At 35.6% G+C, this 15,261-nt stretch carries 16 protein-coding genes; 6 read left to right on the forward strand and 10 right to left on the reverse strand.

Annotation, left to right across the window (positions count from 1 at the left end; all coding sequences use genetic code 11):
* Nucleotides 1-197: 197 nt before the first annotated feature.
* Nucleotides 198-1,640, forward strand: a complete 1,443-nt coding sequence (ccoG, locus tag BLR30_RS11590) for a cytochrome c oxidase accessory protein CcoG (protein ID WP_089858839.1) — start codon at nt 198-200, stop codon at nt 1,638-1,640.
* Nucleotides 1,641-1,646: 6 nt separating this feature from the next.
* On the opposite strand, the gene BLR30_RS11595 is transcribed toward ccoG, so the two are convergent.
* Nucleotides 1,647-2,528, reverse strand: coding sequence for an AraC family transcriptional regulator (locus tag BLR30_RS11595; protein WP_089858718.1), 882 nt, complete (start codon nt 2,526-2,528; stop codon nt 1,647-1,649).
* A gap of 161 nt (nt 2,529-2,689) precedes the next feature.
* Between BLR30_RS11595 and BLR30_RS11600 the strand changes: the two genes are divergently transcribed.
* Together BLR30_RS11600 and BLR30_RS11605 are read left to right on the forward strand one after the other, a co-directional pair.
* Nucleotides 2,690-3,034, forward strand: a complete 345-nt coding sequence (locus tag BLR30_RS11600) for a MerR family transcriptional regulator (protein ID WP_029294276.1) — start codon at nt 2,690-2,692, stop codon at nt 3,032-3,034.
* A gap of 128 nt (nt 3,035-3,162) precedes the next feature.
* Nucleotides 3,163-4,464, forward strand: a complete 1,302-nt coding sequence (locus BLR30_RS11605) for a helix-hairpin-helix domain-containing protein (RefSeq protein ID WP_089858721.1) — start codon at nt 3,163-3,165, stop codon at nt 4,462-4,464.
* Between the two features lie 62 nt (nt 4,465-4,526).
* Here BLR30_RS11605 and rluF read toward each other — a convergent pair whose 3' ends face one another.
* From rluF to BLR30_RS11635, 6 genes are all read right to left on the reverse strand, one after another.
* Nucleotides 4,527-5,249, reverse strand: coding sequence for a 23S rRNA pseudouridine(2604) synthase RluF (gene rluF / locus BLR30_RS11610; protein ID WP_089858724.1), 723 nt, complete (start codon nt 5,247-5,249; stop codon nt 4,527-4,529).
* Nucleotides 5,249-5,821 (reverse strand): hypothetical protein, encoded by a 573-nt coding sequence (locus BLR30_RS11615; protein ID WP_089858728.1) that lies wholly within the window; start codon nt 5,819-5,821, stop codon nt 5,249-5,251. Before BLR30_RS11615 ends, rluF begins: the two co-directional genes overlap by 1 nt.
* Nucleotides 5,818-6,516 carry a tRNA pseudouridine(55) synthase TruB gene (gene truB, locus BLR30_RS11620; protein ID WP_089858731.1) on the reverse strand — a complete coding sequence of 233 codons (699 nt, stop codon included), beginning with the start codon at nt 6,514-6,516 and terminating at the stop codon, nt 5,818-5,820. The genes BLR30_RS11615 and truB overlap by 4 nt, the downstream gene beginning before the upstream one ends.
* 23 nt (nt 6,517-6,539) lie before the next feature.
* On the reverse strand, nt 6,540-7,358 hold the full coding sequence (locus tag BLR30_RS11625; protein ID WP_089858734.1) for an undecaprenyl-diphosphate phosphatase: 819 nt from the start codon (nt 7,356-7,358) through the stop codon (nt 6,540-6,542).
* 75 nt (nt 7,359-7,433) lie between these two features.
* Nucleotides 7,434-7,733, reverse strand: coding sequence for a DUF3098 domain-containing protein (locus BLR30_RS11630; protein ID WP_089858737.1), 300 nt, complete (start codon nt 7,731-7,733; stop codon nt 7,434-7,436).
* A 1-nt stretch (nt 7,734) separates the two neighbouring features.
* Nucleotides 7,735-8,634, reverse strand: a complete 900-nt coding sequence (locus tag BLR30_RS11635; RefSeq protein WP_089858741.1) for a cell division protein FtsX — start codon at nt 8,632-8,634, stop codon at nt 7,735-7,737.
* Between the two features lie 92 nt (nt 8,635-8,726).
* Here BLR30_RS11635 and rsmA point away from each other — a divergent pair, with 92 nt between their 5' ends.
* On the forward strand, nt 8,727-9,497 hold the full coding sequence (gene rsmA / locus BLR30_RS11640) for a 16S rRNA (adenine(1518)-N(6)/adenine(1519)-N(6))-dimethyltransferase RsmA (RefSeq protein WP_089858744.1): 771 nt from the start codon (nt 8,727-8,729) through the stop codon (nt 9,495-9,497).
* 68 nt (nt 9,498-9,565) lie between these two features.
* On the opposite strand, the gene BLR30_RS11645 is transcribed toward rsmA, so the two are convergent.
* The gene (locus BLR30_RS11645) at nt 9,566-10,726 is read right to left on the reverse strand and encodes a THUMP domain-containing class I SAM-dependent RNA methyltransferase (RefSeq protein WP_089858747.1); all 1,161 of its coding nucleotides are present in this window, start codon (nt 10,724-10,726) and stop codon (nt 9,566-9,568) included.
* 135 nt (nt 10,727-10,861) lie between these two features.
* Between BLR30_RS11645 and BLR30_RS11650 the strand changes: the two genes are divergently transcribed.
* Together BLR30_RS11650 and BLR30_RS11655 are read left to right on the forward strand one after the other, a co-directional pair.
* Nucleotides 10,862-11,587: a class I SAM-dependent DNA methyltransferase gene (locus tag BLR30_RS11650; RefSeq protein ID WP_089858751.1), complete on the forward strand. Its 726-nt coding sequence runs from the start codon at nt 10,862-10,864 to the stop codon at nt 11,585-11,587.
* Nucleotides 11,588-11,867: 280 nt separating this feature from the next.
* Nucleotides 11,868-12,587, forward strand: coding sequence for a ZIP family metal transporter (locus tag BLR30_RS11655; RefSeq protein WP_089858754.1), 720 nt, complete (start codon nt 11,868-11,870; stop codon nt 12,585-12,587).
* A gap of 66 nt (nt 12,588-12,653) precedes the next feature.
* Here BLR30_RS11655 and BLR30_RS11660 read toward each other — a convergent pair whose 3' ends face one another.
* Both BLR30_RS11660 and BLR30_RS11665 read right to left on the reverse strand, forming a co-directional pair.
* Nucleotides 12,654-14,033: an OmpP1/FadL family transporter gene (locus BLR30_RS11660; RefSeq protein ID WP_089858842.1), complete on the reverse strand. Its 1,380-nt coding sequence runs from the start codon at nt 14,031-14,033 to the stop codon at nt 12,654-12,656.
* A gap of 53 nt (nt 14,034-14,086) precedes the next feature.
* The gene (locus tag BLR30_RS11665; RefSeq protein ID WP_089858757.1) at nt 14,087-15,166 is read right to left on the reverse strand and encodes a prolyl-tRNA synthetase; all 1,080 of its coding nucleotides are present in this window, start codon (nt 15,164-15,166) and stop codon (nt 14,087-14,089) included.
* Between the last annotated feature and the right edge of the window lie 95 nt (nt 15,167-15,261).

Below are 15,261 nucleotides of genomic sequence, written 5' to 3' on the forward strand. Positions count from 1 at the left end.
AAGCACACAATTTACGATTTGTTGAGGCAGATTCAAAGCTTATTTTCTCATTTCTATACAATAATTACAATTCCAAAAATGTCCGAATTATCCTATTTAAAGAGCAGATCATATTAGGAAAGAAAAGCATTATTAATGAGCTTTGCAGAACCCAGAATACTTATTTGATTTCGGGTCTAAAAATCAACAATAAAACGATGAATACACAATCCAACAGCTTTCAGGAGCTGGAAAAAGATGATGAGAATTTCAGAAACTCAGTGGGCACTATGGATGAAACCGGAAAGAGAAAATGGGTATATCCGAGAAAGCCTAAAGGTAAATTTACCAATTACAGAAATTATACAAGCTATCTTCTCCTCGTACTTTTCTTTGGATTACCTTTTGTGAAGGTCAACAATAATCCTTTTTTGATGTTTAATGTGATCGACAGAAAGTTCTTTCTTTTCGGGCAGCCATTTTACCTTCAGGATTTTTTCATTCTTGCTTTGGGAGCCGTAACTTCAGTGATTTTTGTTATGCTTTTCACAGTGGTATTCGGAAGAATTTTCTGCGGCTGGCTTTGTCCGCAAACTATATTCATGGAAAGCGTTTTCAGAAAAATTGAATTTTGGATCGAAGGCGACCGCAACAAGCAAATAAAACTCGACCGCCAGGAATGGAATTCCGAAAAAATCAGGAAGAGACTTTTAAAATGGTCTGTTTTTGCATTAATTTCTGTGGTCATCACCAACTTTATGTTTATGTATATCGTTGGCTATGAAGAAGTTTTCAGGATCATATCTGGCGGACCTGTAGAAAATCCATTCAAATTTATCGCAATGGCTGTTTTTACCATGATTTTCTATTTTGTTTTCACATGGCTTCGTGAGCAGGTTTGTACATTGGTTTGTCCTTACGGAAGATTGCAGGGCGTTTTGATAGATAAGAATACAATTAATGTTTATTATGATTTTAAAAGAGGCGAAAACCGTTCAAAATGGAGAAATAATGAAGACAGGAAAGCAGCAGGAAAAGGAGATTGTATTGATTGTAACCAATGCGTGATCGTATGTCCTACAGGAATAGACATCAGAAACGGACAGCAGCTGGAATGTGTGAATTGTACAGCGTGCATCGATGCGTGTGATGAAATAATGGACAAAGTAGGTCTCCCGAAAGGACTTATCAGATATGCAACAGAAGCTGAAATCGAAAACCAGGAAAAATTCAAATTCACTTCCAGAATGAAAGCAACGGCTGTTTTCTTGGCCTTACTTATTGGATTTCTTGGATTTCTGATGTACGACAGAGGATCAATGGAAGCCAAATTTATTAAACCTGCAGGATCAACATTTTTCGTTAAAGACGGAAAAATAACGAATACTTTTATTTATACACTTTTAAATAAATCCAATGAAAAGAAAACATTAACGATAAAGGTTTTAAACCCTAAAAATGCAGAGATACAGTTCTTTGGCAATGAAAAAATTATGTTAAAAGGAGATCAGATTTTAAAAGGAAATATCAACATATCTTTTCCCGAAAAGGATATTAAATATTCCAAACAAAACATGACCATCGGAGTTTTTGATGAGAAAGGAAATATGGTAGATTCTTTTGATACCATTTTTGAGGGACCGTTCCAACTGGTATTGTAAGATTTTCTATGATTTATAAAATTTGATGAATTGTGTGGGAGTCATTCCGGAAGATTTTCGAAAGACTCTCACAAAGTAAGAATATTCTTCATAGCCAAGACGGAACGCAATTTCTCCAAGACTTTCATCAAGGTAGATCAGCATCCTTTTGGCTTCGAGGATCACTCTTTCGGTAATAAGATCTGTCGCAGTTTTCTGAACAACAGTCTGGATAATCCGGTTAAGATGTTTAGAAGAAATATTCATCTGTGATGCATAAAATGCGACAGATTTTTCTTTATCAAAATATTCCTCAACAAGATCTTCAAAATCCTGATAATGTTTAAAATAAGAAAGTCCGGCAGATGATGAAAAATGATCGAAATCTTTTGAAAACAGTCTTGTCGAACGAATAAAAACCTGCGACAATAATGAAAGTATGAGACCGTTCTTCATAAGATTCTGAGAGTGATATTCTTTTTCAAGTTCACCAACAATGGACAGGTATTCTTTTAAATGAAAATCATTCAACTGAAGCTTTCTCGGAAAATGTACAGAACCAAAAAAAGGAAAACTTCTGAGCTTCTGACTGACATAATGTATTTCATAAAAATCCTGAGAGCAAAAGAAAATATACCCGTCAATATCCGGAGAAAGCTCCCAGCTGTGGATCTGACCGGGAGACATAAAAAACAGACTTCCTGCAGAAACATCATATTTTTGAAAATCTATTTCGTGAACACCTTTTCCTTGGGTGAAAAGAATAGTCGCATAAAAATCATGACGGTGAGGTTTTTCCAGATGACGATGCCCAACGACCAGATGGTTTTTCAGGGTACTGAAATAAAAGTCAGAAGTGTTTTTGCCACCCTGGAACAAATCAATATTAAGTACCGAAATAGAATTCACGTTGATTTTTATTTTAATTCAAAAATAACGAAAACAATCATAATGTTATTGATGCTGAAAATGACTTTTATTCATAATAACACGTAAAGATCAACTTTTCAGGGGTTGTATTACCAATAAAAATTAAAAAATTTTTATCTTTGAAAATTAGGATTCAAAAAATGAAGATAAATTTACCAGATAAGCTATATTATTCCATAGGAGAAGTTGCGAAAGCATTTGATGTAAACACTTCATTGATACGCTATTGGGAACAGGAATTCCCTATCATTAAACCTAAAAAAAATAAAAAAGGTAATCGTTATTTCACTCCGGAAGACATCAAAAATCTTCAGATTATCTATCATCTGGTAAAAGAAAAAGGCTACACGCTCGACGGAGCCAAAATTGCGCTTACCACAAACAGTAAAATCTCAGAAACCATAACCCTGATTGACCGCCTTGAATTTGTAAAAGCCGAACTGCTGAAACTTAAAGATTCTCTGGTGGAAAAGGATAGCGAGTAAGTAAAATTTTCAGCTTATTCTTCACATTGATTGATTTATTTTATTGTTTATCTGAATTTATATCTTAAAATCATCCAATTACAACTTACCCATTGCTAGTAACTAAAAGAATTTCTAAGTTTACGGCAATGAAAAAAAGTTATTACCAAAAATTGGCAGGCATTGGAATGTTTCTCATTATTCTCTTTGTTTTCCAAAATTACAGGAGCAGGGAAAAAGAGGATTTCTCTGATGTACATTTTATCGCAGAAAATTCTGTTGCTTTAAAATTAGCAGAATTTAATCCTAATGAGCTGGATAAAAAACAGTGGCAGAATCTGGGATTTACCGAAAAACAAACTTCAACCATTCTTAATTATAAAAAAGTTGTCGGGGGAAAGTTTTTATCCAAAGAGCAATTCAAAAAATGTTTTGCGGTATCCGAAGAAAAATTCTCAGAGCTCGAAAAATATATTCTCTTACCACAGACCAATACAGAAGCAAAATTTAATCGTTTTAAAAGTTTTGAAAAGAAATCAATTATTGTCTCCAAAAAATTCAATCCGGATTTTTATTCTGCAAACGATTGGATGGAAATGGGATTTTCAGAACGACAGGCGGAAGCCATCATAAAATATAAAAACTATCTGGGAGGCAGTTTTGTGAGCAAGGAGAAATTCAAAGAATGTTTTATTATTAGTGAAGAAAACTTTGAAAAGATCAATCCATATCTCATGTTGCCCGAAAAAACGCCGGCAAATTATAATAGATATGCTAAAAATTTAAACTCAGGTAAAACCAAAATCCAATACCATACTTTCGACCCGAATACTTTGAACTTAGATGATTGGAAATCGCTTGGTTTTTCCGATAAACAGGCACAAACGATTGTCAATTATCGTGACCGTAACTTAAAAGGAAGCTTTAAAAGTATGGAAGACATTCAGAAATGTTTTGTGATTTCAGTCGAAAAATTTGAGGAAATGAAGCCTTTTATCAGATTAAATCCTGCAACAATAGCAAGTAATGGAACCCAAAAAGCAGAAACCAAACAACAGGAAAAAACAGATTTTTCAAAAGTTGATTTGAATTCTATTACTTTTAAACAGCTTTTAGAATTTGGGTTTGATGAAAAAGCCGCCGCTTCAATGCTTGGTTTCAGAAAAAAATTAGGAGGATTTGTAAATAAAGAGCAAATTTTAACCACTTATAATATTGATCCTGAACTAATGAAACAACTTCTTTCTGTGGCTCAGCTTAATACCTCAAATGTTCCTAAATATACACTGATTGATGCTCCTGAAGAGTGGCTGAAAAATCATCCTTATTTCAAATATTCTGCGGATAAAATTATTTTCTACCGTCTGAGCGAAAAAGACGAAAAGAAAATCTGGAAACTATTGAAAACAAAGCCCGAATACGAGGCAAGGATGAAACTTTATCTTAAGTAACATATTATGCGTTTTTATATTGAGATGCCAAGGCTATCGGCCAAAGCATCTCAATTTTTATTTTAGTCAAAAGTTTTACTAGAGTCTTCAACAAGCTTTTGTAGCGTCGCAAGTTCATCATCAGTCAGGTCTCTCCATTTTCCGATCGGAAGATCTAATTTGATATTTAAAACCCTGATCCTTTTGAGCTTTTTAACTTCATATCCGAGATATTCGCACATTCTGCGGATCTGACGGTTCAATCCTTGTGTTAAAACGATCCGGAAATTCATTTCATCGATTTTTTCTACCTCACATTTTTTGGTAATTGTATCTAAAATGGGAACACCGTTTCGCATTTTATCAAGAAATTTAGGTGTGATCGGCTTATCTACTCTTACGATATATTCTTTGCCGTGATTATTCCTCGACCGTAGAATTTTATTCACAATATCACCATCACTGGTCAGGAGAATCAGTCCTTCACTTGGTTTATCAAGACGTCCGATAGGGAAAATCCTTTTCGGATGGTTGATATAGTCGATGATATTATTTTTTTCTCGTTTGGTATCTGTCGTGCAAACGATTCCAACAGGCTTATTGAATGCAATATAAACGTGATCTTCTTCCGGCTCACGAATGGGCTTGCCATCGACCTCAATTACATCTTCATCGGAAACTTTAGTTCCCATTTCGGGAACTTCTCCGTTAATTTTAATTCTACCTTCCTCCAAAAGCTTATCTGCCGCTCTTCTTGAGCAGTAGCCAACTTCCGACAGATATTTATTGATACGTGTTTTTTCCATTAATCTTCTCCGTAACCTGTATAATTTTTATTGCTGAAAATCGTTACTCCATAGCTCAAACCAACAAAGAAAGGATTGGAATTTCCCAATTTATGACTTTCAAGAAAAATACCTCCTTCCTGGCTGATTCTTTTGGAATAAGAAACCTGTATTCCCAGTCTTCCGCCCCAGAATTCAGCATCAGAAACGACTGCATTGTTAAGCTGTCTACCATAATTTAATTCGATATAGAAAGGTCTGTCACCCGGATCAAAAATAAATTTGGGCTGTACCATCAGGTAAATCAAATGATAATTATCCTGAATAAAACTATATCTGAATCCTGCTCCTAAAGCAAAGTTAGGAAGAAAATTGTAACCGCCAATAGCCGTTATTCCGTAAGTGAATTTTCTTGGAGGCTCGGAATTGATGTATTGTGTGTTGTTTGGAACTTCCTTTTCCTTATCTAATTTAAATCCAAGATTCAGTGACGGATTAAAATAAAATCCCATCGTTTTTGAAACCTTTGTTTCCTGAGCGAAAATGGCTGAAAAAGAAATCAAAGCGAGTAATATTAGTAAATTTTTCTTCATTTTTCACCAAATTTAAAATCATTTTGTAAAAAATCAGATGTTGCATCTTCAATTTTATATTCTCCGATTTTGGTTCTTCTTAATTGCGTAAGATATGCTCCTACTCCCAATTCCTGCCCAATATCGTGGGCAAGACTTCGGATATAGGTTCCTTTTGAACAGCCCACCGTGAAACTTACGAATGGAAGATCAATTTTAACGTCATTCAGATAAAAAATAGTTGTTTTACGGGATTTCATTTCCACTTCTTCTCCTGCCCTAGCAAGATCATACGCTCTTTTTCCGTCAATTTTTATGGCAGAGAATACCGGTGGAGTCTGATCTATTTCACCAACAAATTTCAGCAACGCATCTCTGATCTGATCTTCCGTAACATTCGAAATATCCTGATGAAGAATTTCTGGTTTTTCGGTATCGTAGGATTCGGTCCGCACTCCAATTTTTATTTCCGTCCAGTATTCTTTCGGTGTATCCTGAATTTCCGGAATTTTTTTCGTGAATTTTCCACAACAGACAATTAACAATCCTGTGGCACGAGGATCAAGTGTCCCGGCGTGACCGATCTTGAATTTTTTAGGAAGATTAAACTCTTTTTTAAGCTTGTATTTCATTTTATTGACAGCCTGAAAAGAAGTCCAATCCAAAGGTTTGTCAAGTAAAAATATATGTCCAGATTGTAAGTCTTCTGCGGTCATTTTGTATATAAATAATGGGTAATTTATTTAAAGAAATAAAAATAAATCAACAAAGCGACTCCGACAAAAATACGATACCAGCCCCAAGGTTTAAAACCATATTTATTTAAAACTCCGATGAATGCTTTAATGGCAATTAATGCAACAATAAAGGCAACCACATTTCCTACAATAAAAATAGTAATATGATCCTGTGAAGCCATAATCATTTCGTATCCCTTTTGTGGATTGGCAGTTTCCTTACCCCATGTTTTTACAAAAACTGAATAGACCGTTACGGCCAGCATCGTAGGAACTGCAAGAAAGAAAGAAAACTCTGCTGCTGCCTTTCTCGTTAAGCCCTGTGTCATCCCCCCAATAATGGATGCTGCACTTCTGCTGGTTCCAGGCATCATGGCCAGACATTGCCAAAAACCAATTGTCACTGCTTTTTTTATAGTGATTCCTTTTTCATCATCAATCTTAGGATTTTTAAACCATTCATCTGCAAATAATAAAATCACACCACCAAGCACCAAAACTGAAGAAATTGCAATCTGGTTTCCCAATACCGCTTCAATTTTATCATCAAAAAGATATCCCAATACCAACGCTGGAATTACTGCAAAGGCAAGTTTAAAATAAAACTGTAAGTTTTTAAGATCAAAAAATTTCTTCCAGTACGCCACAACAACAGAAAGTATTGCTCCAAACTGAATGGAAACCTGAAACATTTTTAAAAATTCATCTTCCGGCAATCCCATCAGGCTTGCTGTAAATCCCATGTGTGCGGTTGAGGAGATCGGAAGGTATTCTGTTAAGCCTTCAATGATAGCAATGATTATTGCTTTGATTAAATCCATAAAACTTTTGTATTTATCAAAAAAAACTTTGTCAAAGTTCAGAACTTTGACAAAGTTGTATCGTGAAACATCTATTTATTTTCTTTTCAGGATCGCGTAAACTTCGATCACAAAACCGATTACAACGAATAAAGGTGCAATTCTGATTCTGCGAATGGAAAAAATATCTTCATTCCAGGAATTCGGATCAAATTTTCCGTCTACGGTATTGGCATCATGCCCCATCATCAGTAGAAAGCCTACGACAATAAATGCAAGACCGATAAGCATCCACTTGAAGTTCTGCTTTCCGAAATAGAATGTATTTTCCTGAGGTGCTTCAGTAGTTTCTTTACCAAAGCTGTCTGCGGAAAATTTATTTGTTTTTTTGCTCATTTTAAGAATAATATAAATCGTCTACGTTTGATCTTAAGAATCTCCAGGTGGCAACCACCGTACTTAAGACCGTAATAAAAATTCCAACTCCGAATACCAGCAATACCAGCCAGAAATATTGGTTGTTATCTTGTACAAAGGCAGAACCGATCTGGCTTGTAAAATAATACCAGAGTCCGAACAGCACTAAAAGTCCGATAATGGAACCAATGGCACCCAAAATTACAGCTTCAATAATGAAAGGCTTCAGAATAAATCTTCTTTTTGCCCCTACCAGCTGCATGGTTTTAATAATAAATCTTTTAGAGAATATTTTCAGACGGATCGAGTTGTTAATGAGTACGACCGCCAGTATTAAAAACAATATGGAAAAACCTAATATCCATTTAAGAATTCTGCTCAGGTTATTGTAAACATCAACCATTAAAGTGCTGTCATTTTTCACTTCGGCAATACCGGGAACGGCTTTAATAGCCTTAAGAGCCTGATCGATTTTGGCAGGATCTACATATTCCGGCTTCAGTGCAATTTCTATAGATGAAGGGAAAATATTTTCTTCGAAAAGTGCGTCGGTATCAATTCCCATACTTTTCTTGGCTTCCTGAGATGCCATTTCTCTCGTAATGTAGGTTGCTTTTTTTACAGGAGCCAATTTTTGGATATCCTTGAAAACTTCAGCTTCCATTTTTGCAATCTTGGCAGAATCTTTAGCATTGTAATTTTCAGCGAAGTAAGCGTTTACCACTAGCTGTTCTTTGATATAATCGGAATATTTTTGGGCATTAATCAAAATAAGCCCCATCAATCCAAGCAAAAAAAGCACTAAAGCGATACTTATCACCACGGTAATATTGCTAGACCTAAGCCTTTTCTTATTAAATTCATCTACAGATTTAGCCATTACTATTAAAATTTTTGGCTAAAATAGAAAAAAACTTCCGAAATTTGGGAACGAAAAAGAGAAAATCACTGTTAATAAAATCATAAAAAACTTTGAGTGTAAAAGCAAAAAAGCATCTTGGTCAGCACTTTCTGACGGATGAAAACATCGCAAGAAAAATCGTTGAAGGTCTGAGTTTTGAAGGCTACAGAAACATCATGGAAGTAGGCCCCGGAATGGGAGTTCTTACCAAATATCTTTTGGAAAAAGACCAGAATATTTACCTTGCCGAAATTGATAAAGAATCAATAGAATATCTAAAAAATAATTACGATAAAGTATCTGAAGAGACTTTTGTCGGTGATTTTCTGAAACAGGATTTTCAGTTTACCAATGGTGAGCAGATTGCCATCATAGGAAATTTCCCGTATAATATTTCTTCGCAGATTCTATTTCAGATTATCGATCATTATGAACTGATTCCTGAAATGGTTGGTATGTTCCAGAAAGAAGTTGCCGAAAGAACCGCAGCCGTTCCGAGAACGAAAGATTACGGAATCCTTTCTGTTCTGATTCAGGCTTATTATGATACTTCTTACCTTTTTACGGTTCATGAAAATGTGTTCAATCCACCACCAAAAGTAAAATCAGGTGTTATCAGAATAACCCGCAATCCAAAAGAAGGACTGGCAGGAAATGAAGTTTTATTTAAACAGATCGTAAAAGCAGGATTTAACCAGCGAAGAAAAAAACTGTCGAATGCCCTGAAAATCCTCAATATTCCAGAAGCTTTAAAAACACATGAGTTCATGGATAAAAGAGCAGAAGAACTGAGTGTTGCAGATTTTATTTCTTTTACACAGCTTTGGAAAAACAATCAGTAATGATTTAATAAATAAAAAAACCTCCTGAAATTAAGTTCTCAGGAGGTTTTTGTAATTTATAGATTGATTTAATTTTCTAATTTATGAACTTTTTTAGTTCCTTCATACATTTCATATTGCAGAAATCTGGTTTCCAATTTACCGTTGAAAAGTTTGATTTTTCTGGACGGGCGAAGTCCAATTTTCTTTACCGCTTCAAGATCTGATGAGATCAGCCATGCTAACGTATTAGGATAATTTGTTTTGAAGGTATCTCCGATTTTCTTGTAGAAATCGTCATCATTAATAGAAATTCTCTCATCATAAGGCGGATTGAAAACCATTAATAATGGGAAGAGTTCTTTTTTGGAATCAAAGAAGTTCTGTTTTTTCACTTCAATTACATCTTCCATTTCAGCAGCTTCAATATTGATTCTCGCAGCGTTGAGCATTCTGGCATCAATATCGTACCCGACAATTTTTCCGGTAAACTCTTTAACCCTGTTGATCCTGAATTCTTTAATTTTAGAAAACAGTTCAGCGTCATAATTTTTCCAGTTCTGGAAAGCAAATCTCTTTCTGAAAATCTGTGCCGGAAGATCCATCGCAATCATCGCTGCTTCGATCAACAGTGTTCCGGAACCGCACATCGGATCCAGGAAATTACCTTTTCCGTCCCATCCTGCAAGATGCAACATTCCGCTTGCCAGCACTTCATTGATCGGCGCTTCGCCCTGTTCTCTTCTGTACCCTCTTTTAAATAAAGGATCTCCTGAAGAATCCAAGGAAATTGTAATTAACTCTCTGTCAATATGAAGGTGGAATTTAATATCCGGATTTTTTGTTTCAACATTCGGCCGTCTTTTGAATTTTTCCTGAAAATAATCAACAATTGCGTCTTTCATCTTCAGGGTTACGAACTGAGAATGTTTAAATGTCTCTGAATTTACCGTAGCATCGATGGCAAAAGACTGTTCAACATCCATAAATTCTTCCCAGTTAAATTTAAAAAGTCTGTCATAAAACTGATGCTGATTAAACGCTTTGAATTCATGAACAGGAACCAGAATTTTTAGGGCCGTTCTTGCAGAATAGTTTATTTTGTATAAAAACCCGAGATCGCCTTCACAATTTACCGCACGGTTTTTAACTTCAACTTTTCTTCCCCCGAGTTTTTTAATTTCTTCCGCGAGGATCTGTTCGAGCCCAAAGAAAGTTTTTATCTGAATCTGTATATTTTCTGTATCCATATCTTATTATTAAAAGTTTAAATATTTAAAAATTAGAAGTTTATATGCAAAATCAATTCAGCTATTGAATATTTCGATCTTCTAATGTTAAATACTTTTTTCCTTTTACCGCACAAATTTAGTTATTTTTGCATTATGGAATGGTTTGAATCTTGGTTTGATACCCCTTATTATCATATGCTATACAGTAACAGAGATTACACAGAGGCAGAAAATTTTATTACAAAACTTACGGCAGACCTTAAGCTGGAGCCAGATTCTAAGATCATTGACTTAGCCTGCGGAAAGGGAAGACACTCTGTTTTTCTCAATAAATTGGGATATGATGTTCTGGGATTGGATCTTTCCAGACAGAGTATAGAATTTGACAAACAATTTGAAAATGACTCTTTAGCTTTCGGGGTTCATGACATGAGAAATCCGATTGATGCAGATCCTGTAGATGCGGTGTTTAATCTTTTTACCAGTTTCGGATATTTTGATCAGGAAAGTGATGATAAAAAGGTTTTCAGTTCAGTTTGTAATGCTCTGAAAACGGGAGGATTTTTTGTTCTTGATTATCTGAATGAAGAATTCGTACGAAAAAATATTGTCCCTGAATCAACTATTATCAGAGGAAATATTGAGTTTAAAATCACAAAAAAAATAGAAGGCAGACATATTATTAAAGATATCATGTTTGAAGATAAAGGAAAACCTTACCACTTCTTTGAAAAAGTAAAGCTTCATACATTGGAAGCCATTAATTCTTATGCCCAAGAGGTAGGTTTTGAAAGAATTAAAATCTGGGGTGATTACCAGCTTAACATATTTGACAAAGAAAACTCGCCCCGTTGTATCAATTTATTTAAGAAAAAATAAACTAAAAAGTATAAAGTTAGGCTTGCAATGGTTACCAATATTTTATTTATTGTATTGACTTTAGTTTCAATATTTTGTGGAATTAAATTTGGATATGTTGACAGCCATACTCCCCCAGCTGCCTTTATTATTTCGATTTTGTTATTAATACTGGGATTAATTTTAACTATTTTCAGAAAAAATTTATTTGAAAATAAAATAAATTTAAGAATACATATCATCGTAGTATGTATTAATTTACTTATTGTATTATTTTATTTGTCACCTATTTTTATTTAGCATGATTGTCATTTTACTTATATTAAGCGTTATTACCGGAGTATTTCTCGGAAAGCATTTCGGTAAAAAAGAAAAACTGGCGAAAAATTTATTAATTTTAAGTGCCGGGTTTCTTATTACCGTTTGTCTTAATGAAGTTTTTCCGCAGGTATATACTGCGAAAGCCGGCAGCAGTCTCGGGATCTTTGTTATTGTAGGGGTTCTGTTACAAATGATTCTGGAAGCTCTTACGAAAGGCTTTGAGCATGGCCATTTCCATCATCACAGCGAACACAATATTCTTCCCGCCGCTTTAATGGTAGGACTTTTCATTCATGCATTTATTGAAGGGATTCCTTTGGCAAATGATGAACATCAACTTTCACCTTATCTTTGGGGAATTCTTTTTCATAATCTTCCGATTTCATTCATACTTGGAGCATTTTTGTTTAACCGAAAAGAAGGATCGAAAAGCAGTTCTTATCCATCATTACTGATTGTCGCTTTATTTGCGTTGGCTTCTCCAATGGGAATGTTATTGGGAAATTATTTCAACCCTGATTTGCAGCCTTATTTTCTGGCTATTGTAGGAGGAATTTTCCTGCATATTTCTTCAGTGATTATTTTTGAAAGCAACAAAAGCCACAATATCGACTGGATAAAAATCGGACTTGTCATTCTGGGAGTTTCATTAGCTTTAATTATGCATCTTTTCCATCATCACTCGCATAGTAGTCATTAAAAATTCATAAAAAAACTCCGGATAATAAACATATCCGGAGCTTTTTTATCATTAGTTATTCAACCTTTAGAATTTCCATCCAAAAGTAATAAAGAAATTGTTTCTGACATTTTTCACATCGGACACTGCATAAGCATCACTGGAAATCAACTGGTTTGCCGAATAATATCCTGCTTCATAATTGCCATTTACCACACCATAGAGGAATGGATTAGCATATTTAGAAGTTACATTCTGATAAGATGCATCAATATAAAAAGATCTGAAATCATATCCCAAACCTAGTGATAATGCATTTCTGTCATTCAGAATAAGATTGCTATAAGACTGTCCTTGCGACACACTTCCATTGTCAGTATATCTGTCAATAGTCAAAGCATCAAACGGACTTGAAGCATATGAATATCCTCCTCTTAATCTGAACTGTTTCAATCTATATTCAGCCCCGATTTTCACCTCCGAAAGATTTTTATAATTATCTTTAAAGAAATCATTTAATTCAGTTTCGGCACCTCCATATACTTTGTACTTAGGTTTTGTTAATCCCAAAGTGTAATCTACGTTTAAAGCAAAACTTTTACTGGCAATAAACGCAGCACTTACAGTTGCTTTCATTGGAGAAGTTAGTTTCCTGTCTTCAACAGCATAATCATCACCATAAATAGGATCATTATAGAAATTATAGCTTCTGTTGATATTCCAGAAAGTCGGAGTTTCCAAGGCAGCACCTAATCTGAAACTCTGTCCGAATTTTCCGATTACCCCCAGTGAAGCTGAGAAACCATTTCCTTTTTCATAAAAAGGAGTATTTTGCTTACTGAAATATTCTGAGCCACCATTGGTTAATGAATTAAAAATAGCTGTATCAGACTGGTCAATTGACGAATTAAAGAAGTTTAGACCTGCTCCCAAATAAAAACTGTTGTTATAATTTGCGCCTACCCCAAAACTTGTTTTTGATAAATATCCATATCTGTCATAAGCATGTCTTCCAAAAGAAGAACTTGTACTATTTGGAAAATCATAAATTAAATTGGCATTTCCAGGAGTTTCAATATAATTTTCAATAGACTGGTTAGAGTAATTAACACCCACATTTATGAATTTCCATGCACTTTCAGTCATGAGCTGGAACGTCATTACTGCTCCTAAATTTCCAAGATCACCTTTATTAATTTTATAGCCGTAAGAAGAACCTGCAAAAGAAGAAGTATTCTTGTTACTTGTGATAGAAAGCGTTCCTGAAACTTCTCCTGAAATGGCAACTCCTAAACCGGCAGGGTTGGTAAGCAAAGAATTTGCGTCGCCTCCTAGAGCTCCGTTTGATCCGGCCATGGCATTAAATTTTGCTGACCCTACATTAGGAGCATTTGAATAAACATCCACTGTATTTCTTATCACAGAAACATCTTGAGCCTGCGCAAAAAATGCAGCAGAAATACTCATTATTGCTAAAGATTTTTTTAACATTATTTTTTTGAATAGTTATTAATTAAATATTATCTGCCACCTCGGAAGCCACCGCCTCCACCTCCGCCGGATCTGAATCCGCCGCCGCTTCCTCCGCTGAAGCCGCCACCTCCGGATCGGAAGCCGCCTCCACTGTTGGAATTATTGAAACCACTGTTATTTCTGAAGCCACCGTCATTTCTAGGTTGAGGCCGAGATTGCTGTTGATAATTGTAGTTTGGTCTTGGTTGTACCTGATTACGGAAACCACCTTGCGGTCTCACACCGTTTTGATTTCTGAAACCACCGTTAGTATTTCCCTGTCTGAAACCTCCATTATTATTTGACCCACGGAAACCTCCGTTATTGTTGTTTCCATTCCTGAAACCTCCTGTTGCAGTGTTCTCTCTTCTGAAGCCTCCTGATGTCACGCCATACTTATTGGCAAAACTTCCATTGTACGTATTGAATCCTCTTCCGTTCGCACCACTTCTTCTGTAGTAAGGAGCATAGTAACTTCCGCCCCAGTATCCACCACCATATCCCCAATAAGGATTTCCGTAATATCCGCCCCAACCCCAATAAGGGTTATAGCCATATCCCCAATACGGTGAGTATCCCCAGCCCATATTCCAGCCGCCTCCCCAGCCCCATGAGCCTCCCCATGAAAGACCAATTCCCCAGCCACCATAACCGCCGTAGCCCCAGTAAGGATTATAGCCTCCATACCAGCCTCCCCAGCCCCAAGGATAGCCCCAACCCCACGAATTATCGTAGTAATTGGTTTGGCTTCCTGCATACATCCCCCAATCAGAATCTGTAGCGTTGGTATTCCAGTTGTAGTCATTCCAGTTACTGTATTTCCCCTCTCTTGAGTTGGCTTCCGCATTCTGAATGATGCTTGTATCGTCCTGATAATAGTTGTAATCTTCTCCAACTCTGTTACCTCCTTCATTGATAACGATACCTTCAGGAAGTGTGTCTTTATTAGGGTCGTAATAAACGCCATCGGTCTCGCTGTAACCTCCCATCTGGGCACCGCAAGACACAAGTAACAATCCGCCTGATATTGCCAAAATCCCTTTGGATCTTATTATACCGAGCAAATTTTTATGTATATTTTTTTTCATGATAACGTAAAAATTTTTAATTTAAATTATATTTGCAAAATCTACCAAAAATGTGTACCGATCAAGGGTACAAAAATCTATCAAAAATAGATTTT

The organism is Chryseobacterium taeanense, assembly GCF_900099685.1.
Taxonomy (GTDB): Bacteria; Bacteroidota; Bacteroidia; order Flavobacteriales; family Weeksellaceae; genus Chryseobacterium; species Chryseobacterium taeanense.

Excerpts from the sequence above, each read along its gene's own strand:
- ccoG (WP_089858839.1), top strand. The coding sequence starts at position 198 with ATGAATACACAATCCAACAGCTTTCAGGAGCTGGAAAAAGATGATGAG.
- rluF (WP_089858724.1), bottom strand. The coding sequence starts at position 5,249 with ATGGAAAAAACACGTATCAATAAATATCTGTCGGAAGTTGGCTACTGC.
- BLR30_RS11650 (WP_089858751.1), top strand. The coding sequence starts at position 10,862 with ATGGAATGGTTTGAATCTTGGTTTGATACCCCTTATTATCATATGCTA.
- BLR30_RS11655 (WP_089858754.1), top strand. The coding sequence starts at position 11,868 with ATGATTGTCATTTTACTTATATTAAGCGTTATTACCGGAGTATTTCTC.
- truB (WP_089858731.1), bottom strand. The coding sequence starts at position 6,516 with ATGACCGCAGAAGACTTACAATCTGGACATATATTTTTACTTGACAAA.
- BLR30_RS11635 (WP_089858741.1), bottom strand. The coding sequence starts at position 8,634 with ATGGCTAAATCTGTAGATGAATTTAATAAGAAAAGGCTTAGGTCTAGC.
- BLR30_RS11660 (WP_089858842.1), bottom strand. The coding sequence starts at position 14,033 with ATGAGTATTTCTGCTGCATTTTTTGCGCAGGCTCAAGATGTTTCTGTG.
- BLR30_RS11665 (WP_089858757.1), bottom strand. The coding sequence starts at position 15,166 with ATGAAAAAAAATATACATAAAAATTTGCTCGGTATAATAAGATCCAAA.
- BLR30_RS11605 (WP_089858721.1), top strand. The coding sequence starts at position 3,163 with ATGAAAAAAAGTTATTACCAAAAATTGGCAGGCATTGGAATGTTTCTC.
- BLR30_RS11630 (WP_089858737.1), bottom strand. The coding sequence starts at position 7,733 with ATGAGCAAAAAAACAAATAAATTTTCCGCAGACAGCTTTGGTAAAGAA.
- BLR30_RS11625 (WP_089858734.1), bottom strand. The coding sequence starts at position 7,358 with ATGGATTTAATCAAAGCAATAATCATTGCTATCATTGAAGGCTTAACA.
- BLR30_RS11600 (WP_029294276.1), top strand. The coding sequence starts at position 2,690 with ATGAAGATAAATTTACCAGATAAGCTATATTATTCCATAGGAGAAGTT.
- BLR30_RS11645 (WP_089858747.1), bottom strand. The coding sequence starts at position 10,726 with ATGGATACAGAAAATATACAGATTCAGATAAAAACTTTCTTTGGGCTC.
- BLR30_RS11615 (WP_089858728.1), bottom strand. The coding sequence starts at position 5,821 with ATGAAGAAAAATTTACTAATATTACTCGCTTTGATTTCTTTTTCAGCC.